The organism is Mycobacterium sp. (genome assembly GCF_049802695.1).
In the GTDB taxonomy this organism is placed as follows: domain Bacteria; phylum Actinomycetota; class Actinomycetes; order Mycobacteriales; family Mycobacteriaceae; genus Mycobacterium.
The window spans coordinates 1-17,429 of sequence record NZ_JBARMY010000245.1; the positions used below are offsets into that span (position 1 = coordinate 1).

The following is a 17,429-nucleotide window of genomic DNA, read 5'->3' on the forward strand; positions in this document are numbered from 1 at the left end:
GCTGAAAGCCGCCGGCGAAGACGGCAAGCGGCTCCCGGTCGTCGTCACCGAACACGGCGACCCGCTCGTCGAACCAAGCAACGCCGAATTGGCCGACACACTGGGCCTGACCACGACGCCGTCACAAGACTTCTACGACCTGATCGTCATCGGGGGTGGGCCCGCGGGCCTGGCCGCCGCCGTCTACGGCGCTTCCGAAGGCCTGCGCACGGTGCTGATTGAGACAACTGCGACGGGCGGGCAGGCCGGCCAGAGCTCGAGGATCGAAAACTATCTCGGCTTTCCCGACGGGGTATCCGGCGGCCAACTGGCGGATCGCGCACGCAGACAGGCGGAGAAGTTCGGCGCTGAACTGATCACCGCACGCACGGCCACTGCCCTGGAGATCATTGGACCAAAACGCACGATCCGGTTCGCCGACGGCGGCTCCATCGACGCGCACGCGGTCATCCTGGCCACCGGCGTGGCGTACCGGCAGCTGGAGGCTACCGGCTGCGCCGAGCTGACCGGCCGCGGCGTGTACTACGGGGCGGCCACGTCGATCGCCTCGGAATGCAACGACGAGGACGTGTACGTCATCGGCGGGGCCAATTCGGCCGGCCAGGCCGCGATGTACCTGTCGCGGGAGGCCAAGGTGGTGACAATCGTGGTGCGCGCCCCGTCGCTGGCGGCGTCGATGTCGTATTACCTGATCCAGCAGATCGAGCAGAATCCCAAGATCAACGTCCGCACCTGCACCGAAGTCCAATGCGCGACGGGCACCGACCACCTCGAGAAGCTGACGCTGCAAGACAACCGGACCGGTGACACCGAAGACGTCTGCTGCGGGCGGATGTTCATCTTCATCGGCGCCGCACCGCGTACCGAATGGCTCGACGGGGTGCTCGCCCGCGACGAACACGGCTTCGTCCTCACCGGACCGGACCTGCGGAGCGTGTGCGGCTGGACCCTGGACCGGCCGCCCCACCACCTGGAGACCAGTGTGCCCGGCGTGTTCGTCGCCGGAGATGTCCGCTCCGAATCCGCCAAACGGGTCGCGGCCGCAGTCGGCGAAGGCTCGATGGCCGTCATGCTGGTGCACCGCTACCTGGCGGAGAGTTAGGAGGGCCCCAGCGCCATGACCACGCGGTGCCGGCCCGATGAGCTGCGCACGCTGTTCCTGTTCGAAGCGCTCACCGACGAACAGCTCGAGGTGCTGTGCAGTAACGGACACGTTCAGCACTACGAGCCAGGACCACTGTGTGTCGAGGGTGCACCGGCGACCTGCTTCTATGTCCTCATCGAGGGTGAACTGGCGATGTCGAAGCTCTCCGCCGGTCAAGACATCGAGACCAACCGAACCTCGCAGCGCGGCGTCTACTGCGGCGCCTGGCGGGCGTTCACCGGCAGGCCGCAGCAGAGCTATGACGCATCGGTACACGTCACCAAGCCGTCCCAGTTCTTCGTAATGGACGCACCGGTGTTCGCGAAATTCATGAAGGACCAGTTCCCGATGGCCGTCCACTTGCTCGACGGGATCGCCGTGGGCACCGACCGGACCCGGCGAATCATCGACAACCGGGAGAAACTGCTGGCACTCGGCCGGCTATCGGCCGGGCTGACCCACCAGCTGAACAATCCGGCCGCGGCCACCGCACGAGCCGCCGCCGAGTTGCGCGACCGCATTGCCGGCATGCGCGGCAAACTGGTGATGCTCGCCGACGGCACGGTGACGCCCGAAGCGCTGAGCGCGTTGGTGCGGTTACAACAGGAAGTGGCCGACCAGGTTGCCAAGTCGACATCCCGGCACCTGAGCCCGATGGAGACCGCGGACCAGGAGGAGGCGGTCGGCGACTGGCTGGACGACCACGGCGTCAGCGACGGCTGGGACATCGCAGCGGCCTTCGTCGAGGGCGGCATCGACATCGACTGGCTGGAGAGAGTGTCCGCCGCTACCGACGACCTCGCCTCGACGTCGCTGGAAGAGGCCATTCGGTGGCTGCACTACACCATCGAGAGCGAACAGCTGATGAGTCAAATCGGCGAAGCGAGCAAACGGATCTCGGCGTTGGTCGCCGACGCCAAACAGTATTCCCAGATGGACCGCGCCTCGTTCCAGGTGGCCGACATCCACGAACTGCTGCGCAGCACGCTGGCGATTTTCGCCGACCGGTTCAGCAAGGACGGCGGCAAAGACCGGAAATCCATCACGGTGGTCAAGGACTTCGACCGATCGTTACCCGAAATCCCTTGTTACCCAGGCGATCTCAACCAAGTATGGACCAACATCATCGACAACGCGATCGCCGCGATGCGCGAGGACGGCGGCACGCTGATGCTGCGCACCGCCCGCGAGGGCGACAAGATGGTCCGAGTCGAGATCTGCGACACCGGACCCGGCATCCCCCAGGACGTTCGCGAACACATCTTCGAGCCCTTCTTCACCACCAAGCCGTTCGGAGAAGGCACCGGCCTCGGGCTGGATCTGGCGTTCAACATCGTCGTCAAGAAACACCGCGGGGATCTGCGGGTGGAATCTGTTCCCGGCGCAACGCGGTTCATCGTGCTGTTGCCGTTGGAGACTCCGCCGGCCTCAGATGACGCCCTCAACACGCAAGAGGAATAGCGGCGTCGCGGGACAGGTTGGTGACAACCATGACCGATTCTGCTGACAGCAAACCTGATCTGGGCCGGTTCGGATCTTTCGGGCGTGGCGTCACCCCCGAGCAAGCGAGAGATATCGAGTCGCTCGGCTATGGCGCCGTCTGGGTGGGTGGCTCGCCGGCTGCCGAGCTGGCCTGGGTGGAACCCATTCTGGCGGCGACGTCCACGCTGCAGGTGGCCACCGGCATCGTCAACATCTGGACCGCGGCCGCCAAGCCGGTGGCCGAGTCGTTTCACCGGATCGACAAGGCCTATCCGGGCCGCTTCCTGCTGGGCATCGGTGTCGGCCACCCCGAGGCGCACGGCGAGTACCGCAAGCCCTATGACGCGCTGGTGGAGTACCTGGACCGGCTCGACGACTACGGGGTGCCGGCCGACCGACGGGTGGTCGCGGCCCTGGGTCCTCGAGTCCTCAAGCTGTCGGCCGAGCGCGCCGCCGGGGCGCATCCGTACCTCACCACCCCCGAACACACCGCGCAGGCCCGCGAACTGATCGGAGCCTCGACTTTCCTGGCCCCCGAGCACAAGGTGGTGTTGACCACCGACACGGAGAAGGCGCGCGCGGTCGGACGCAAAGCGTTGGATGTTTATTTCAACCTGGCCAATTACCGCAACAGTTGGAAGCGGCTGGGTTTCACCGACGAGGAAGTCAGGCGGCCAGGCAGCGACCGCCTCGTCGACGCGGTAGTAGCCTACGGCACCCCCCAGGCGATCGCGACACGACTCAACGAGCACATCGACGCCGGCGCTGACCACGTGCCCGTGCAAGTCCTCACCAAAGGTGACAACCTGGTGTCGGCTCTGGCCGAACTGGCGGGGCCGCTCGGACTGAACCGCTCTTGAGCCGACGCGTGGGGGACCGAAGATGACGGACGCCGTTTCACTCAAACCCGAGCTGGGCCGGTACGGCGTGTGGCTGGGGACCCGCTCGCTCGCCCCGGGACTGGCCGCTCAGATCGAGTCGCTCGGCTACGGCGCAGCCTGGATCGGCGGCTCACCCGACGCCGACCTGGCCTGGGTCGAGCCGGCACTGACGCAGACCACGTCGTTGCAGCTGGCCACCGGGATCATCAACGTCTGGACGGCACCCGCCACAACGGTCGCAGAGTCCTACCAGCGCATCGAAACCGCTCACCCGGGACGGTTCTTGCTGGGTGTCGGGGTGGGACACCCCGAGCACACCCAGGAGTACCAGAAGCCCTACGACGCGCTCGTCGGATATCTTGACGAACTCGACGGCGCGAAGGTGCCGACCAGCCGCCGTGTGCTCGCGGCGCTGGGGCCGCGGGTGCTGGCCCTTGCGGCAGCGCGCAGCGCAGGTGCTCATCCGTACCTGACCACGCCGGAGCACACCGCCAAAGCCCGAGAACAATTGGGCAACACCGTATTTCTGGCACCGGAGCACAAGGTGGTGCTGACCACCTCGGACAAAGCAGGAGCCGAGGAGGCTCGCCGGATCGGACGCGAAGCCGTCGGTTTCTATCTCGATCTGAGCAACTACGTCAACAACTGGCTCCGGCTGGGATTTACCGAAGAAGACGTACGCAAGCCGGGCAGTGACAAGCTGATTGACGCGGTGGTGGCCCACGGCACCACGGATGCCATCGCCGCACGCGTCACCGAGCACTTGGACGCCGGGGCGGACCACGTGGCGATCCAGGTGCTGGGCGGTCAATCCGAAGACGCGCTGGTGCACAGGTTGACCGACCTGGCGTCAGCGCTCGGGCTGGCCGCGAAGCACTGACGCCCTATTGGCCCGGCGAACTGCCGTCGTAGGGTTTGACCATGCGGCTGTTGGTCACCGGCGGTGCCGGTTTCATCGGCGCCAACTTCGTGCACGTAGCTGTGCGCGAACATCCCCACCACGCGATCACGGTGCTGGATGCCATGACCTATGCCGGCAGCCGCGAGTCGCTGGCCCCCGTCGCCGATCAGGTCACCGTGGTGGAAGGCGACGTCACCGACGCCGGGCTGGTGTCGGCGCTGGTCGCCGAGGCGGATGCAGTCGTCCATTTCGCGGCGGAAACTCACGTCGACAATGCGCTGGCCGACCCCGGGCCCTTCGTGCACACCAACGTCATCGGGACCTTCACCATCCTCGAGGCGGTGCGCCGCCACGGTGTGCGGCTGCACCATGTATCCACCGACGAGGTCTACGGCGACCTGCCGTTGGGTGATCACCGACGATTCACCGAGTCCACCCCGTACAACCCGTCCAGCCCCTACTCGTCCACCAAAGCGGGCGCCGACATGCTGGTGCGGGCCTGGGTGCGCTCCTACGGCATTCGTGCCACAATCTCCAACTGCTCCAACAACTATGGGCCTTACCAGCATGTGGAGAAGTTCATACCGCGTCAGATCACCAACGTGCTGACCGGTCGGCGACCCAAGTTGTATGGCACCGGCGCAAACGTCCGAGACTGGATTCACGTCGACGACCACAATGACGCGGTGTGGCGGATCCTCGACCGCGGCCAGATCGGCCGGACCTACCTGATCGGCGCCGAAGGGGAACGCGACAACCTCTCGGTGCTGCAGACGCTGCTGAAGCTGATGGGCCGCAAACCCGATGACTTCGAACATGTCACCGACCGCGTCGGCCACGACCTGCGGTACGCCATCGACCCCTCGGCGCTCTACGACGAGTTAAATTGGGCGCCAAGGCACATCGACTTCGAGGAGGGTTTGCGCGCAACCATCGACTGGTATCGCGCCAACGAATCTTGGTGGGCGCCGCTGAAAGATGCCGTCGAAGCCCGTTACCGGCAGCGCGGACAGTGAGATGAAGGTACGCGAACTCGACATCACGGGCGCGTGGGAGATCACCCCGCAGTTGCACCCTGATGCCCGCGGCGTGTTCTTCGAATGGGTCACCGAGAGCGGCTTCACCGCGTTCGCCGGTCACCGCCTGAATGTGCGGCAGGCGAATTGTTCGGTGTCGTCGGCCGGTGTTCTGCGCGGACTGCACTTCGCACAGTTACCGCCGAGTCAGGCCAAGTATGTGACCTGCGTGCACGGGTCGGTGTTCGACGTCGTCGTCGACATCAGAGTCGGATCGCCGACCTTCGGGCGCTGGGACTCGGTGCTGCTGGACGACCGCGACCGTAGATCGGTGTACATCTCCGAGGGTCTCGCGCATGGCTTTCTTGCCCTGCAACAGAATTCGACAGTGATGTATGTGTGCTCCGCGGAATACAATCCCGGGCGCGAGCACACCATCCGCGCAACCGACCCGGCGCTGGGGATCGATTGGCCGCTGGTCGACGGGGCCGCGCCTCGTATGTCCGAGCGTGATGCCGCAGCATCCACCCTCGACGAAACCAAAGCCTCGGGGTTGTTGCCCACCTGGGAGGAGTCCCAGGTGTTCATTGACAGGCTGCGGGACAACTGGACGCGGGTGCGCTGACGCGTTGGCGATGCTGGAGCGTCTGGCTGGCTCAGAACAGGCTGGTCAGACTACCCAGAAGGGGGTCGAGGAACGTATCGGCGCCGCCGAGACCTGCGAGTGCGTCACTGATCGGAATGCTGAAGTCCCCGAGGGGGGTCACCAACGTATCCGAGATGACGTCCGCGCCGCCGGGTGTCACCGAGGGGAGGTCGGCAAGAATGTTCTCGAAGCCGCTGTCACCGAAGGTGAAGATGTTGAAGTCCGAGCCGACCGGCGGAACGTCCCCGGCGGCGGTGCCTTGGGTACCTGCGGCAGAGGTGACGAGGAGTGCCTCGTCGTTGATACCGAAGGGGGTCGACGCGGTACTCACGTCGGCATCGAAGCTCCCGGCACCCGGAGCACCGCCGGTTGCGTCCACGTCGAAAGTCTGAGTCCCCTGAATGACAGCGTCCAGAGGCGGAACCCCGCCTATTCCGGTGAGCGTCTCGGGGATGGTAGAAGGAATGATGTCGTAGCCGCCGGCCAACGGAACATCCACCGGGTGAACTGCGGCCGCGTCAAAGGTGATGGGAATGGGGATGTTTCCGAAGGGGGTCACCAAGGAATCCGAGACCACGTCGCCGCCGGGCGTCGGGATGGCGGAGTAGATGTCCTGGACGCCGGTGTTATTACCGAAAAGGTTGAGGACGTTGAACACCGAGCCGACGGGTGGAACGTCCCCAGCGGCGGTGCCTGAGCCACCTGAAATGTCGTTGGTGACGAGGATTGCCTCGCTGGTGTTGGCGAAGAGATCCGAAGTGTTGAACGTGGCGGCCTGGAAGGTGTTCCCGGCAGTCTCGAATGGCTGAAATCCCTGAGCGGCGAAATCTAGCGGTGGATCCCCGGTGATTGCGCTGGTCGCGTCGGGCCCGGTGGGAAAGATGCCGTAGTAGTCGGCGAAGGCGCTGTTCCCCACGTCGGAGCCGGGAACTGCTGCCGCGTCATAAAAAGGAAAGGGAATTGAGAGGCTTCCGAAGGGAGTCGAAAAGGTATCCGAGACCACATCGCCGTTGGCTGTCGGAATGGCGGAGTAGACGTTCTGCAAGCCGGTGTCAAAACCCAATTTGAACGTGTCGAACACCGAGCCAACCGGCGGAACGTCCGTGCCTGTGGTGTCTAGGCCAGGCGTGATGAAGAGTTCCTGATTGGAATCACCGAAGGGATCCGTAAAGATGTTCGCGTCGGCATTGACCGTCCCGTTCATACCGGTGGTCGTGTCGTAGAACTCGAATGGCTGGGTTTCCTGAATGCTTCCGCCTGTAGCTGGAGGAGCCGTCAGTAATCCGAAGATTCCGGTGACATCTTCCTGGGAACCGGTAGCGGGAACGAAGGTGTAGTCGTCGGCGAAGGCGACGGCCACGGGAAGGAACGCGGCGCCCAGCCCACCGGCAGCCGCGCCCAGGCGGAGGGTGATACGACGGCGGTTCATCGGGGCGACCCCATTCATCTATTACGGTGACTAGCCTCGTACCCCTGGTCCGCGAGGCTGAGCTCAGCCTCTCGCAGGACAACCATTTGACGAACCTGAAGATATATTAAATCCCCTCGGAGTGCTCACCGAAAGTTATAAGTTCACACGGGCTTCACCGAGCCCCTTCCGAGAGCCCGAACGCGTCGTACACGAACCCGAGTTCCCGCCGGATGCGGTCGGGGTCGAGGTCGAATTTCTCGGGCGAGTGCTGGTGGCGGCTCGTGTAGGTGCGCTGCCGTTCCGCCTGCGCCCGCACCTCCTCCCGGAAGGCCGGGGTGAGCTCGACCTCGATGAACTCGAGGATCCGTTTGATTGTCGGCTCGAGGTCCTCGATGAGGTCCGAATACCGCACCACGCACAGGTTCCGTTCCGGGATGAGGCCGGCCGAGTGCGCCTCGTGGAAGCTGCGAAGCATGTCGCACGATGCCTGGTAGAGGTTCTCCAGCCACCGCCGCTGGTCCTCCTCCCGCGTGCGGTTCCAGACGTCGTACCCGTTTTCGAGCACGCCTGCGAGGAGCGACATACCGGACGGTATGACCTCGACCGGATCGCGAATGACGTACACAAGCCGGCAGTCGGGGTAGCGCCGCAGCAGCGCGTCAAGGCGCATCGTGAGCATGCTCGTCTTGGCCAGGATGCGGCCACAGCGCTTGAGCGTCAGGTTCCGTCGCCAGCACGCCTCGTGGTAACGGAAGAAGCGCTCTTCGTCGCGCACCGTCACGCCCTCGATCCCGAAGGTGCGCCGCGACAGCTCACTGCCCCAGGTGTCCTGCCAGGCCAGAAAGTACGCCCAGGCGAACGGACCGTCGAGCGTGCGGAAGAACCACAGCACGTCGTCGGTCTCGATGCCGCGGAGGCTCGTGTCGTGCACGTCCGAAGGGTGGTAGCGCGCGGGCGACAGCCGATCAAGACGCGGGACGACGCGGCCGAACAGCTTGCGCGCCGTGATGGCCGGGAACAGCATCTCCCACAGCTCGAAGGCCGCCATCCCGCCGGCTCCGAGGAGAAGCCGGTGCAGGAACGTGGTGCCGCTGCGCGGGTTGCCGATGATGAAGATCGGCCGGTCGATCGCCTGCCTGCGGTGGCGGGGGTAGACGAGGTGGTCGAGGCCCAGGGTCGTCGCCGAGATCGCCTGCCGCACTTGGAGGAGCAGGAATGTGCCGAGCGGCCGCAACCAGAACCCGAACGTTTTGGTGATCGCCCGGTAGAGGCGCAGGTAGCGCCGCACTCAGGAATCCCACACCGCGGCGGCGCCCACGATCGTGAAGCCGGACGCGGCGCTCGCGAAGACGATCTTGTCGCCGTCCTCAACGGTCCCGTGCTTCAGGCGGTGGTCGAGCGCGACGGCCCACGAGGTGCTCGCCGTGTTCCCGAACAGCGAGTGGGTGTGCACGCACGCCTCGGGCCGCGCACCAAGTTCGGTGAACACTCGGTTCAGGATCGCCTCACTCGGCTGGTGGAAAACGTAGTGGTCGACGTCCTGCGCCGACCATCCGGCGGCCTCCAAGAGGCGGCGGATCTCGGGCGGCACGTGGACCGCGAGGGCGAACAACTCTTTCGAGCGCGACGTGAAGTATCCATCGACCGGCGCCGTGCAGAGGGCATGGTGCTCGGACAGCGTCTTGTGCTGGAATCCCACGAGCCGCGCGCTGCCCGCCGCCAGCGGCTCCCGCGAAACCAGCAATGCGGCGGCGGCGTTCCCGATCGTCAGGCCGGCGGCGCGGAGCGCCACGTCCTCGAGCGACTGGATGTCGTAGGTGAGCCGGTCGCGCATCAGCTCACCGGCGCAGACGACCGCAGTCCGGAGCTCGTCGTGGAGGGCGAAGTAGCCTGCGACGACGTGCAGCGCCTCGATGAGCCCGGCACAAGCGCAAGTCACGTCCATGGCGTGAAGTGGCTTCGCGCCGAGGCGCCCCGAGACCTCGGCCGCGGTCGCCGGCTCGAACGCCTCGCGGGCGATCCCGCCATAGACGAGGAGGTCGATCTCGGACGCCTCCACGCCGTTCTGCCACAGGCAGGCGGTCGCCGCGCGCGACGCGAACTCACCCGGCGACAGCGCGGGGTCCGTGTCGACGTAGCGCAGCTTCGTGTTGCATCGGTCGAACACGTACTGGATGCCCTGCTCGATCGGGGCCCATTCGGACGCCGGCCCGCGGAACGATTCGCGGACACGCGATAGCACCGCGTCGTTGTCGAGCGCCTCGTCCGGCATGACGATCGCGGGCCGCGAGAGGTAGAGACACGGGAGGGTCATGCGGCGCCACCACCTGCGCTGTCCGCACCCGGTGAGCCCGTGAGCCACACGACGGCGCCGCGATCGCAGCCTCCGCGCTTCCCCGGCGGCAAACTCACGCTGGAATGTCGAGACACTCGGCTGCTAGGCATCGACCGCGTGGCGCCATGAACATCCCCTCGTTCGCCATCATGCGGGTATGTTAGCAACACCTAAACTTGACACCTAGCGGTCGCATGGTCGAGGTCGCAGCCCATCGTGTTCCGACGCCCTCGCAGCGCGTACCGATCATCCGGGCCTTGTTCGTTACGCGGCTCGGGCCTCCACCACGCTGAGCGGTGAAGCGGTTTGCACCACCCGTGTCATCCGAAAACCCGCTTGGCTGAGCAGGTCTCGGTACTCGGCCGCGGTGCGTTCGCGAGCCCCTAAATTCAGCAGCATTTCCAGATCTACCCATTTTCCCGGGAAGTCGCGGTCGTGCTTGGGGATAACCAATTCGATGAGCAGCACCGTGGCCCGGGGGGCGGCTGCCGTGCGAACGTTTCGTAAGATCTGCACCGCTTTCTCGTCGGGCCAGTCGTGAATGATGTTCTTGAGAAGGTAGGCGTCACCGCCGCCAGGGACGCTGTCAAAAAACGACCCCTGCGCGATACGCACCCGGTCAGCGACCTTGTTCGCGCGCAGGAGGCTTGGGGCGTTCGCCACGACCCGCGGCAGGTCGTACAGTACGCCTCGCGAAGCCGGCGCCCGCGCCAGGATGGCGGCCAGCAATGGGCCGTGCCCGCCGCCGACGTCGATGATCGTGGGGTAGGCGCTGAAGTCGTAGCCGGCAACAACAGGCGCTGTCGTCAGCTCCGAAACGCTCGTCATGGTTTGGTTGAAGAGTTCGGCAAGCTCGGGCTGGTCGGCGAAGTAGTCGAAGCTCTCCTTGCCGCGCAATGCCGGGACAACCGTGCTCCCGGTTCGGATCGAATCCACCAGCACCGTCCAGCGTTCGCGCTGCTCCTTTGAGCCGTAGAACCGCGCCGCGCTGGTCATCGACACCGGTGCATCGGAACGCAGGGTTTCGGCAAGAGAGTTCAGCTCGTAGCGGCCGTCGCGACGATGACGGAATACGCCTTTGCTGACCAAGGCCCGCAGCAGCCGACGCAGCGCGTCAGCGTTGACGTCCACGCGCGCAGTCAACTCGTCGACCGTCAGGGGGCCGTCGGCGAGGGCATCGGCGATACCGAGTTGGGCCGCCACGGTGATCGCCTGCGACGTCCAGGTGGCGATGATCATCTCCATCATCGCTGCGGGTGCCGGCATCAGCCGTTGATTCAGCCGATACAGGTAATGCCGAATCCATTCCACGACGCGGGCGAGGCTGGCAGGTGGCGCCTTGACGGCCGTCATCGTTCCATCGCCATCGACACGACGGGAAGGTTGTCGCGAGCCGCAAGGTCTCGGTTGATCCCCTCGGACAGTCGGCGGTGGCTGACTGAGCACAGGAACGTCGTCAGCGCCCAGGTCATGAACCGGTCTGAGAGCAGTGCCGCCGGCCGCAGCGCGGACTCGCTGCGCGACACCTGTTGAGTGGTCACCCACGACACCGTCTTGACCTTGCGACGCCTGCTGTTCTCGTACCAGCGCAGCGCGCTTCGAACATCATCGGCCCTGCCGTGCAAGCGATTTGGCCCTCTTCTGATATTTGACAGCGCCTTGCGCAGCACCATCGTGTCGAGCAACGCTTGATTGGTTCCCTGCGCCAGGGTCGGCGGCATCGTGTGGGCGGCGTCGCCGAGCAACGTCACCGCACCCTGGCCGGAGCGCGGAATCGGATGGCGGAAGTGTGGGAACGGTGAGCGGGCCAGGTCCTGGTCTGTCAATGTCGCAAGTACCCGGTCGACCGAATCAGACCAGCCTGCGAATTCCGAGCGGATCAGGTCGATCGGACGTTGCGGTCTGACGAACTCGGGCGACCAGGGTAAGTCGAACCACCATTGCAGATCGCAACCTCCGGCCGGCCACAGGCCGAGGTTGCCTTGCTCACCGATGATCATCTGGGCGACGTGCTTGTCGGCGATGTCGGGAAGAGTGACCAGTCCTTGCCAGCTGCACCAGCCGGTCGGCTTGGCGGGCGGGGCGCCGAGGACGCCCCGCACCATGGAGTGCAGGCCGTCGGCACCGATCAGCAGATCTCCTTCGGCCGCGCTGCCGTCATCGAACTCGACCCGCACCCCGTTGCGGGTGCTGACCACCTCGACCGCACGGTGGTTGCATCGGATGCGCTCGGCCAAAAAGCCGCAGAGCAGCCGTTCGAGCAATACTCGACGTGGCACCATCCGAACGGGTGTGCCGAACCGCTTCACGATGGCGGTCAGATCCAGCGCGGCGACCGGTCGACCCGTGGACGTCGTGACCCGCACGTTCGACAGCAACTGACCGGCGCCCGCCATATCGACGCCCAGTTGATTCAACACCGTGGCGCCGTTGGACCAGATGGTCACGGCGCCACCTCCTGCCGTCAAATCCGGCCGCCGTTCGAAGACTGTGACGTCATGTCCGTCATGCAACAGTCCCCGGGCAATGGCAATCCCGCCCACACCGGCGCCGACAACCAGGACCCGAAGTGTCATCTCAGTCCTCTACGTGCCGGTCGTAGGCCCACCATCAGCAACGAATTCATCGCGAACCTCCTGCTGCTAATACGCGGGACTGCGCCGCAGGGTTCACCGCGGCGCCGGAACGACGCGTGCGTCACCACAGTCACCCCTGCCACAGCCGTCACCGAGCGCGACCGGTTGTCTTTGTGCCGCCGCTGCCAGTGACAGCTGTGACAAGCGTTGAACTGGCCTACTGTGCGTTGGGCACGCCCGACGAAGGAGCATCCATGACCACGAAAGTTCTGCAGGTCGGCGCACTTCCGCCGGCCCTGGCCGAGGCGCTCATCGCAAACTTCGACACCCTGGTAATGCCCACCGAAGGGCGGATGGAATTCCTGCGCGAGCATGCGGCGTCGGTCAGAGCGATTGTCGATGCCGGCGAGATACCCATCGACGCCGAACTGCTGAGCGCATTGCCCAACCTCGGCGCGCTCATCCACCACGGGGACGGCTACGACACGGTCGACGTCGACGCCGCGCAGCAGTTGGGCATCGGTGTCAGCAACACCCCCGACGTGCTCACCGACACCGTCGCCGACACCGCTGTCGCGTTGCTGCTCATGACGTTGCGCCGGTTCGGCGCCGCAGAGCGCTACGTTCGCGACGGCCGCTGGCCGGTCAACGGCCCATACCCGTTGACCCGCGACGTCACCGGATCGCGGGTGGGAATCCTCGGTCTCGGCCGCATCGGGTCGGCGGTCGCCGACCGACTGACAGCCTTCAAATGTGACATCGCCTATCACAACCGCCGCGAGCGACACGACGCCGGCTACCGGTACGCGTCGTCGCCGCTGGAGTTAGCGCAAATCGTTGACGTATTGGTGATCACGACCAGCAGCGGCAAAGATGCCGCACCGCTGGTAGGCCGCGACGTCCTGGAAGCCCTCGGCCCGGACGGTTACCTGATCAACATCGCCCGCGGCAGCGTCGTCGACGAGGAGGCTCTCGTGGAACTGCTGTCCGGGCAAAGACTGGCCGGCGCAGGGCTGGACGTATTTGCGCACGAACCGTCTGTGCCACAACGACTCCGTGAAATGGACAACGTCGTCGTGCTGCCGCACGTCGGCAGCGCCACCGCACGGACGCGCGCGGCAATGGTCGAGCTGGTTCTGCGAAACCTGCAGGAGTACCTGACGAACGCCGCGCTGGTGTCCCCCGTCGTCGCGCCCACCAGGTAGAAGCGGTCAAGTACCGGGCACAGGAGCGTGCTTGCACCTCCGCCACTGCTGTTACTAGGATATCCTAGTATCCGTTAGCTCCCACCGCACTTCTTCGCGTCTTCATGAAGGCAGCTCATGACCGAACAGATCCCGCATTTCATCGGTGGCCGGCGCACCCCCGGCCAATCCAGCCGCAACGCTGACGTGTTCAACCCGAGCACCGGACAGGTTTATGGGAAGGTACCGCTGGCCGGTAAGGCCGACGTCGACGCCGCCGTCGCGTCAGCCGTCGAGGCGCAGCGCGGCTGGTCAGCGTGGAACCCGCAGCGCCGCGCGCGGGTGCTGATGCGCTTCATCGACCTGGTGAACCAGCACACCGATGAACTGGCCGAACTGTTGTCCCTCGAGCACGGCAAGACGGTGGCCGACTCGCGCGGTGACATCCAGCGCGGGATCGAGGTCATCGAATTCTGCGTCGGCATCCCCCACCTGATCAAAGGTGAGTACACCGAGGGGGCCGGACCGGGCATCGACGTCTACTCGCTGCGCCAGCCGCTGGGCGTGGTCGCCGGCATCACCCCGTTCAACTTCCCGGCGATGATCCCGCTGTGGAAGGCCGGACCGGCGCTTGCGTGTGGGAACGCGTTCGTGCTCAAGCCCAGCGAGCGCGACCCGTCGGTGCCGGTGCGACTGGCCGAGTTGTTCATCGAAGCCGGCCTGCCCCCCGGCGTCTTCCAGGTCGTGCACGGCGACAAAGAAGCCGTCGACGCCATCCTGAACCACCCCGACATCCAGGCCGTCGGTTTCGTCGGCAGCTCCGACATCGCGCAGTACATCTACGCCACCGCCGCGGCGACCGGCAAGCGCTCGCAGTGCTTCGGCGGCGCGAAGAACCACATGATCGTGATGCCCGACGCCGACCTCGATCAGGCCGTTGATGCCCTGATCGGTGCCGGTTACGGCAGCGCCGGCGAACGGTGCATGGCGATCAGTGTTGCGGTTCCGGTCGGTGATCAGACCGCAGACCGGTTGCGAGCCAGGCTCGTTGAGCGCATCAACAATCTACGGGTGGGTCACAGCCTGGACCCGAAGGCCGATTACGGTCCGTTGGTCACCGAGGCCGCGTTGACCCGCGTGCGCAATTACATCGACCAGGGCATCGCCGCGGGCGCCGAGATCGTCGTCGACGGCCGCGAGCGCGCCAGCGACGACCTCTCCTACGGTGACGCCAGCCTGGAAGGCGGGTTCTTCATCGGCCCCACCCTGTTCGACCACGTCACGCCCGACATGTCGATCTACACCGACGAGATCTTCGGGCCGGTGCTCTGCATCGTGCGGGCACATGACTACGAAGAGGCCCTGCGGCTGCCCTCGGAGCACGAATACGGCAACGGCGTCGCGGTATTCACCCGTGACGGCGACACCGCCCGCGACTTCACCTCACGCGTGCAAGTGGGCATGGTCGGGGTCAACGTGCCGATCCCCGTCCCAGTGGCCTACCACAGCTTCGGCGGCTGGAAGCGCTCAGGCTTCGGCGATCTCAACCAACACGGCCCAGCGTCGATCCAGTTCTACACCAAAGTCAAGACCGTCACCTCGCGGTGGCCGTCAGGGATCAAGGACGGTGCCGAATTCGTCATTCCCACAATGAATTAGAGCCAGATGCAATTCTTCGGTCTTGACGAAGACGAGCGGGTGATCACCGAGACCGCGGCGTCGTTCGCCGAGAAACGCCTCGCGCCCTACGCCTTGGAGTGGGATGCGGCCAAGCATTTCCCGGTCGACGTGTTGCGGGAGGCGGCGGAGCTCGGGATGGCGGCGATCTACTGCCGCGACGACGTCGGCGGCAGCGGCTTGCGCCGGCTCGACGGGGTCCGCATCTTCGAGCAACTGGCGAGCGCCGATCCGACCACCGCGGCGTTCCTATCGATCCACAACATGTGCGCCTGGATGATCGACAGCTTTGGTACCGACGAGCAGCGCAAAGTCTGGATCCCGAGGTTGGCCGCGATGGACGCCATCGCCAGCTACTGCCTGACCGAGCCGGGCGCCGGATCCGACGCGAGCGCCCTGAGAACTCGCGCCGTCAAGCAGGGAACCGATTATGTGCTCGACGGCGTCAAGCAATTCATCTCCGGGGCAGGCGCTTCCGAGGTCTATGTGGTGATGGCCCGCACCGGGGGCGCAGAGACGCCGGGTGCGCGCGGCATATCGGCGTTCGTCGTCGAGAAGGACACGCCGGGGCTCAGTTTCGGCGCCCAGGAAGAGAAAATGGGTTGGCACGCGCAACCCACAGCGCAGGTCGTGCTGGAGGGCGTGCGGGTCCCCGCCGATGCGATGCTCGGCGGAGCCGACGGCGAAGGCGCCGGCTTCGGCATCGCGATGAAAGGTCTCAACGGCGGGCGCATCAACATTGCGGCCTGCTCGCTGGGCGGCGCGCAGGCCGCGTTTGACAAAGCCGGGGCCTACCTGCGCGAACGGCAGGCGTTCGGCGGGCCGCTGCTCGACGAACCCACCATCCGGTTCACCCTCGCCGACATGGCCACCGCGCTGCAAACGTCGCGAATGTTGTTGTGGCGAGCGGCAACCGCACTGGATAACGACGACGCCGACAAAGTTGAGCTGTGCGCGATGGCCAAACGTTACGTCACCGACGCGTGTTTCGACGTCGCGGACAAGGCGCTGCAATTGCACGGCGGCTACGGTTACCTGCGCGAGTATGGTCTGGAAAAAATCGTGCGCGACCTGCGGGTGCATCGAATCCTCGAGGGCACCAACGAGATAATGCGGGTGGTGATCGGCCGTGCCGAGGCCGCCCGGGTCCGCGCCGGCGCATAGAAGGGCGGCAAGGTGACGACAATCGCGTTTCTGGGTCTGGGCAACATGGGCGGTCCGATGGCCGCCAACCTGGTCGCCGGCGCGCACGCGGTACGGGGCTTCGACCCGGCGCCGGCAGCGGTGGCGGCCGCCGAGGAACACGGTGCCGCAATCTTCGACAACGCCGCCGACGCGGTCCGTGACGCCGACGTCGTGGTCACCATGCTGCCCAGCGGTGAGGTGGTCAAGCGGTGCTACGCCGAGATCCTGCCCGTGGCGCGGCCCGGCGCGCTGTTCATCGACAGCTCGACGATCTCCGTCGACGACGCCCGCGAGGTCCACGCCCTGGCCGGCTCGCGCGGCTTCGCTCAGTTGGACGCACCGGTTTCCGGCGGGGTGCCGGGCGCGGTCGCCGGCACGCTGGCATTCATGGTCGGCGGTGAGGAATCCGCGCTGGACCGGGCGCGACCGGTGCTGAAACCCATGGCGGGGAAAATCATTCACTGCGGCGCTGCCGGCGCAGGTCAGGCCGCCAAAATTTGCAACAACATGGTGCTGGCCGTGCAGCAGATCGCCATCGGCGAGGCGTTCGTGCTGGCCGAGAAGCTCGGGCTTTCGGCGCAGTCGCTGTTCGACGTCATCACCGGCGCGACCGGCAACTGCTGGGCAGTACACACCAACTGCCCGGTACCCGGGCCGGTGCCGAAGTCGCCGGCCAACAACGCCTTCAAACCGGGTTTCGCCACTGCGCTGATGAACAAGGACTTGGGATTGGCGATGGATGCCCTCGCCTCGACCGGCGCCTCAGCGCCGTTGGGCAGCCACGCCGCCGACATCTACGCCAAGTTCGCGGTCGAACACGGCGACCTGGATTTCAGCGCGGTGATCGAGGAGCTGGGCGGCGCTTAAGCAACCTGCGACCGCTGCTGCCGCATGCCCCGCCGCCGGTGCAGCCGGCGGCAACCGGCGGCGTCGGCGAGTTCGGGACCGCCTGCGTACCCATCCGCTACGAGCACCCCGGGCAGTCCTGCGA

The 17,429-nt window shown here is 65.7% G+C and carries 15 protein-coding genes; 10 read left to right on the plus strand and 5 right to left on the minus strand.

The genetic code is table 11. The features are described 5' to 3' along the window. From WA317_RS09950 to rfbC, 6 genes are all read left to right on the plus strand, one after another. Positions 1-1,102: NAD(P)/FAD-dependent oxidoreductase (locus WA317_RS09950; protein ID WP_425172872.1), on the plus strand; the 1,102-nt coding region annotated here is incomplete at its 5' end. A 15-nt stretch (positions 1,103-1,117) separates the two neighbouring features. Further along, on the plus strand, positions 1,118-2,605 hold the full coding sequence (locus WA317_RS09955) for an ATP-binding protein (RefSeq protein WP_425172873.1): 1,488 nt from the start codon (positions 1,118-1,120) through the stop codon (positions 2,603-2,605). A gap of 29 nt (positions 2,606-2,634) precedes the next feature. Continuing rightward, positions 2,635-3,486 carry an LLM class F420-dependent oxidoreductase gene (locus tag WA317_RS09960; protein WP_425172874.1) on the plus strand — a complete coding sequence of 284 codons (852 nt, stop codon included), beginning with the start codon at positions 2,635-2,637 and terminating at the stop codon, positions 3,484-3,486. Positions 3,487-3,508: 22 nt separating this feature from the next. Continuing rightward, positions 3,509-4,387 (plus strand): LLM class F420-dependent oxidoreductase, encoded by an 879-nt coding sequence (locus tag WA317_RS09965; protein WP_425172875.1) that lies wholly within the window; start codon positions 3,509-3,511, stop codon positions 4,385-4,387. 41 nt (positions 4,388-4,428) lie between these two features. After that, positions 4,429-5,424: a dTDP-glucose 4,6-dehydratase gene (gene rfbB, locus WA317_RS09970; protein WP_425172876.1), complete on the plus strand. Its 996-nt coding sequence runs from the start codon at positions 4,429-4,431 to the stop codon at positions 5,422-5,424. Position 5,425: 1 nt separating this feature from the next. Next, positions 5,426-6,049 (plus strand): dTDP-4-dehydrorhamnose 3,5-epimerase, encoded by a 624-nt coding sequence (gene rfbC, locus WA317_RS09975; protein WP_425172877.1) that lies wholly within the window; start codon positions 5,426-5,428, stop codon positions 6,047-6,049. Positions 6,050-6,080: 31 nt separating this feature from the next. Here the strand turns inward: rfbC and WA317_RS09980 are convergent, their stop codons facing one another. The 5 genes from WA317_RS09980 to WA317_RS10000 all read right to left on the minus strand — a co-directional run bounded on the left by WA317_RS09980 (position 6,081) and on the right by WA317_RS10000 (position 12,392). After that, a complete protein-coding gene (locus WA317_RS09980; RefSeq protein ID WP_425172878.1) occupies positions 6,081-7,430 on the minus strand; it encodes a hypothetical protein in 1,350 nt (449 codons plus the stop codon). Between the two features lie 223 nt (positions 7,431-7,653). After that, positions 7,654-8,769 (minus strand): sulfotransferase family protein, encoded by a 1,116-nt coding sequence (locus WA317_RS09985; RefSeq protein ID WP_425172879.1) that lies wholly within the window; start codon positions 8,767-8,769, stop codon positions 7,654-7,656. Further along, positions 8,770-9,795: a 3-oxoacyl-ACP synthase III family protein gene (locus WA317_RS09990; protein ID WP_425172880.1), complete on the minus strand. Its 1,026-nt coding sequence runs from the start codon at positions 9,793-9,795 to the stop codon at positions 8,770-8,772. A gap of 285 nt (positions 9,796-10,080) precedes the next feature. Continuing rightward, the gene (locus tag WA317_RS09995) at positions 10,081-11,169 is read right to left on the minus strand and encodes a methyltransferase (RefSeq protein ID WP_425172881.1); all 1,089 of its coding nucleotides are present in this window, start codon (positions 11,167-11,169) and stop codon (positions 10,081-10,083) included. Then, a complete protein-coding gene (locus WA317_RS10000) occupies positions 11,166-12,392 on the minus strand; it encodes an FAD-dependent oxidoreductase (protein WP_425172882.1) in 1,227 nt (408 codons plus the stop codon). Before WA317_RS10000 ends, WA317_RS09995 begins: the two co-directional genes overlap by 4 nt. A gap of 254 nt (positions 12,393-12,646) precedes the next feature. Here WA317_RS10000 and WA317_RS10005 point away from each other — a divergent pair, with 254 nt between their 5' ends. From WA317_RS10005 to mmsB, 4 genes are all read left to right on the plus strand, one after another. Next, entirely contained in the window at positions 12,647-13,597 is a 951-nt protein-coding gene (locus tag WA317_RS10005) for a 2-hydroxyacid dehydrogenase (protein ID WP_425172883.1), read from the plus strand. A 117-nt stretch (positions 13,598-13,714) separates the two neighbouring features. Then, positions 13,715-15,235, plus strand: coding sequence for a CoA-acylating methylmalonate-semialdehyde dehydrogenase (locus WA317_RS10010; protein WP_425172884.1), 1,521 nt, complete (start codon positions 13,715-13,717; stop codon positions 15,233-15,235). Between the two features lie 6 nt (positions 15,236-15,241). Continuing rightward, on the plus strand, positions 15,242-16,417 hold the full coding sequence (locus tag WA317_RS10015; protein ID WP_425172885.1) for an isobutyryl-CoA dehydrogenase: 1,176 nt from the start codon (positions 15,242-15,244) through the stop codon (positions 16,415-16,417). A gap of 12 nt (positions 16,418-16,429) precedes the next feature. Continuing rightward, positions 16,430-17,305 (plus strand): 3-hydroxyisobutyrate dehydrogenase, encoded by an 876-nt coding sequence (gene mmsB / locus WA317_RS10020; protein WP_425172886.1) that lies wholly within the window; start codon positions 16,430-16,432, stop codon positions 17,303-17,305. The last annotated feature ends 124 nt before the right edge of the window (positions 17,306-17,429 follow it).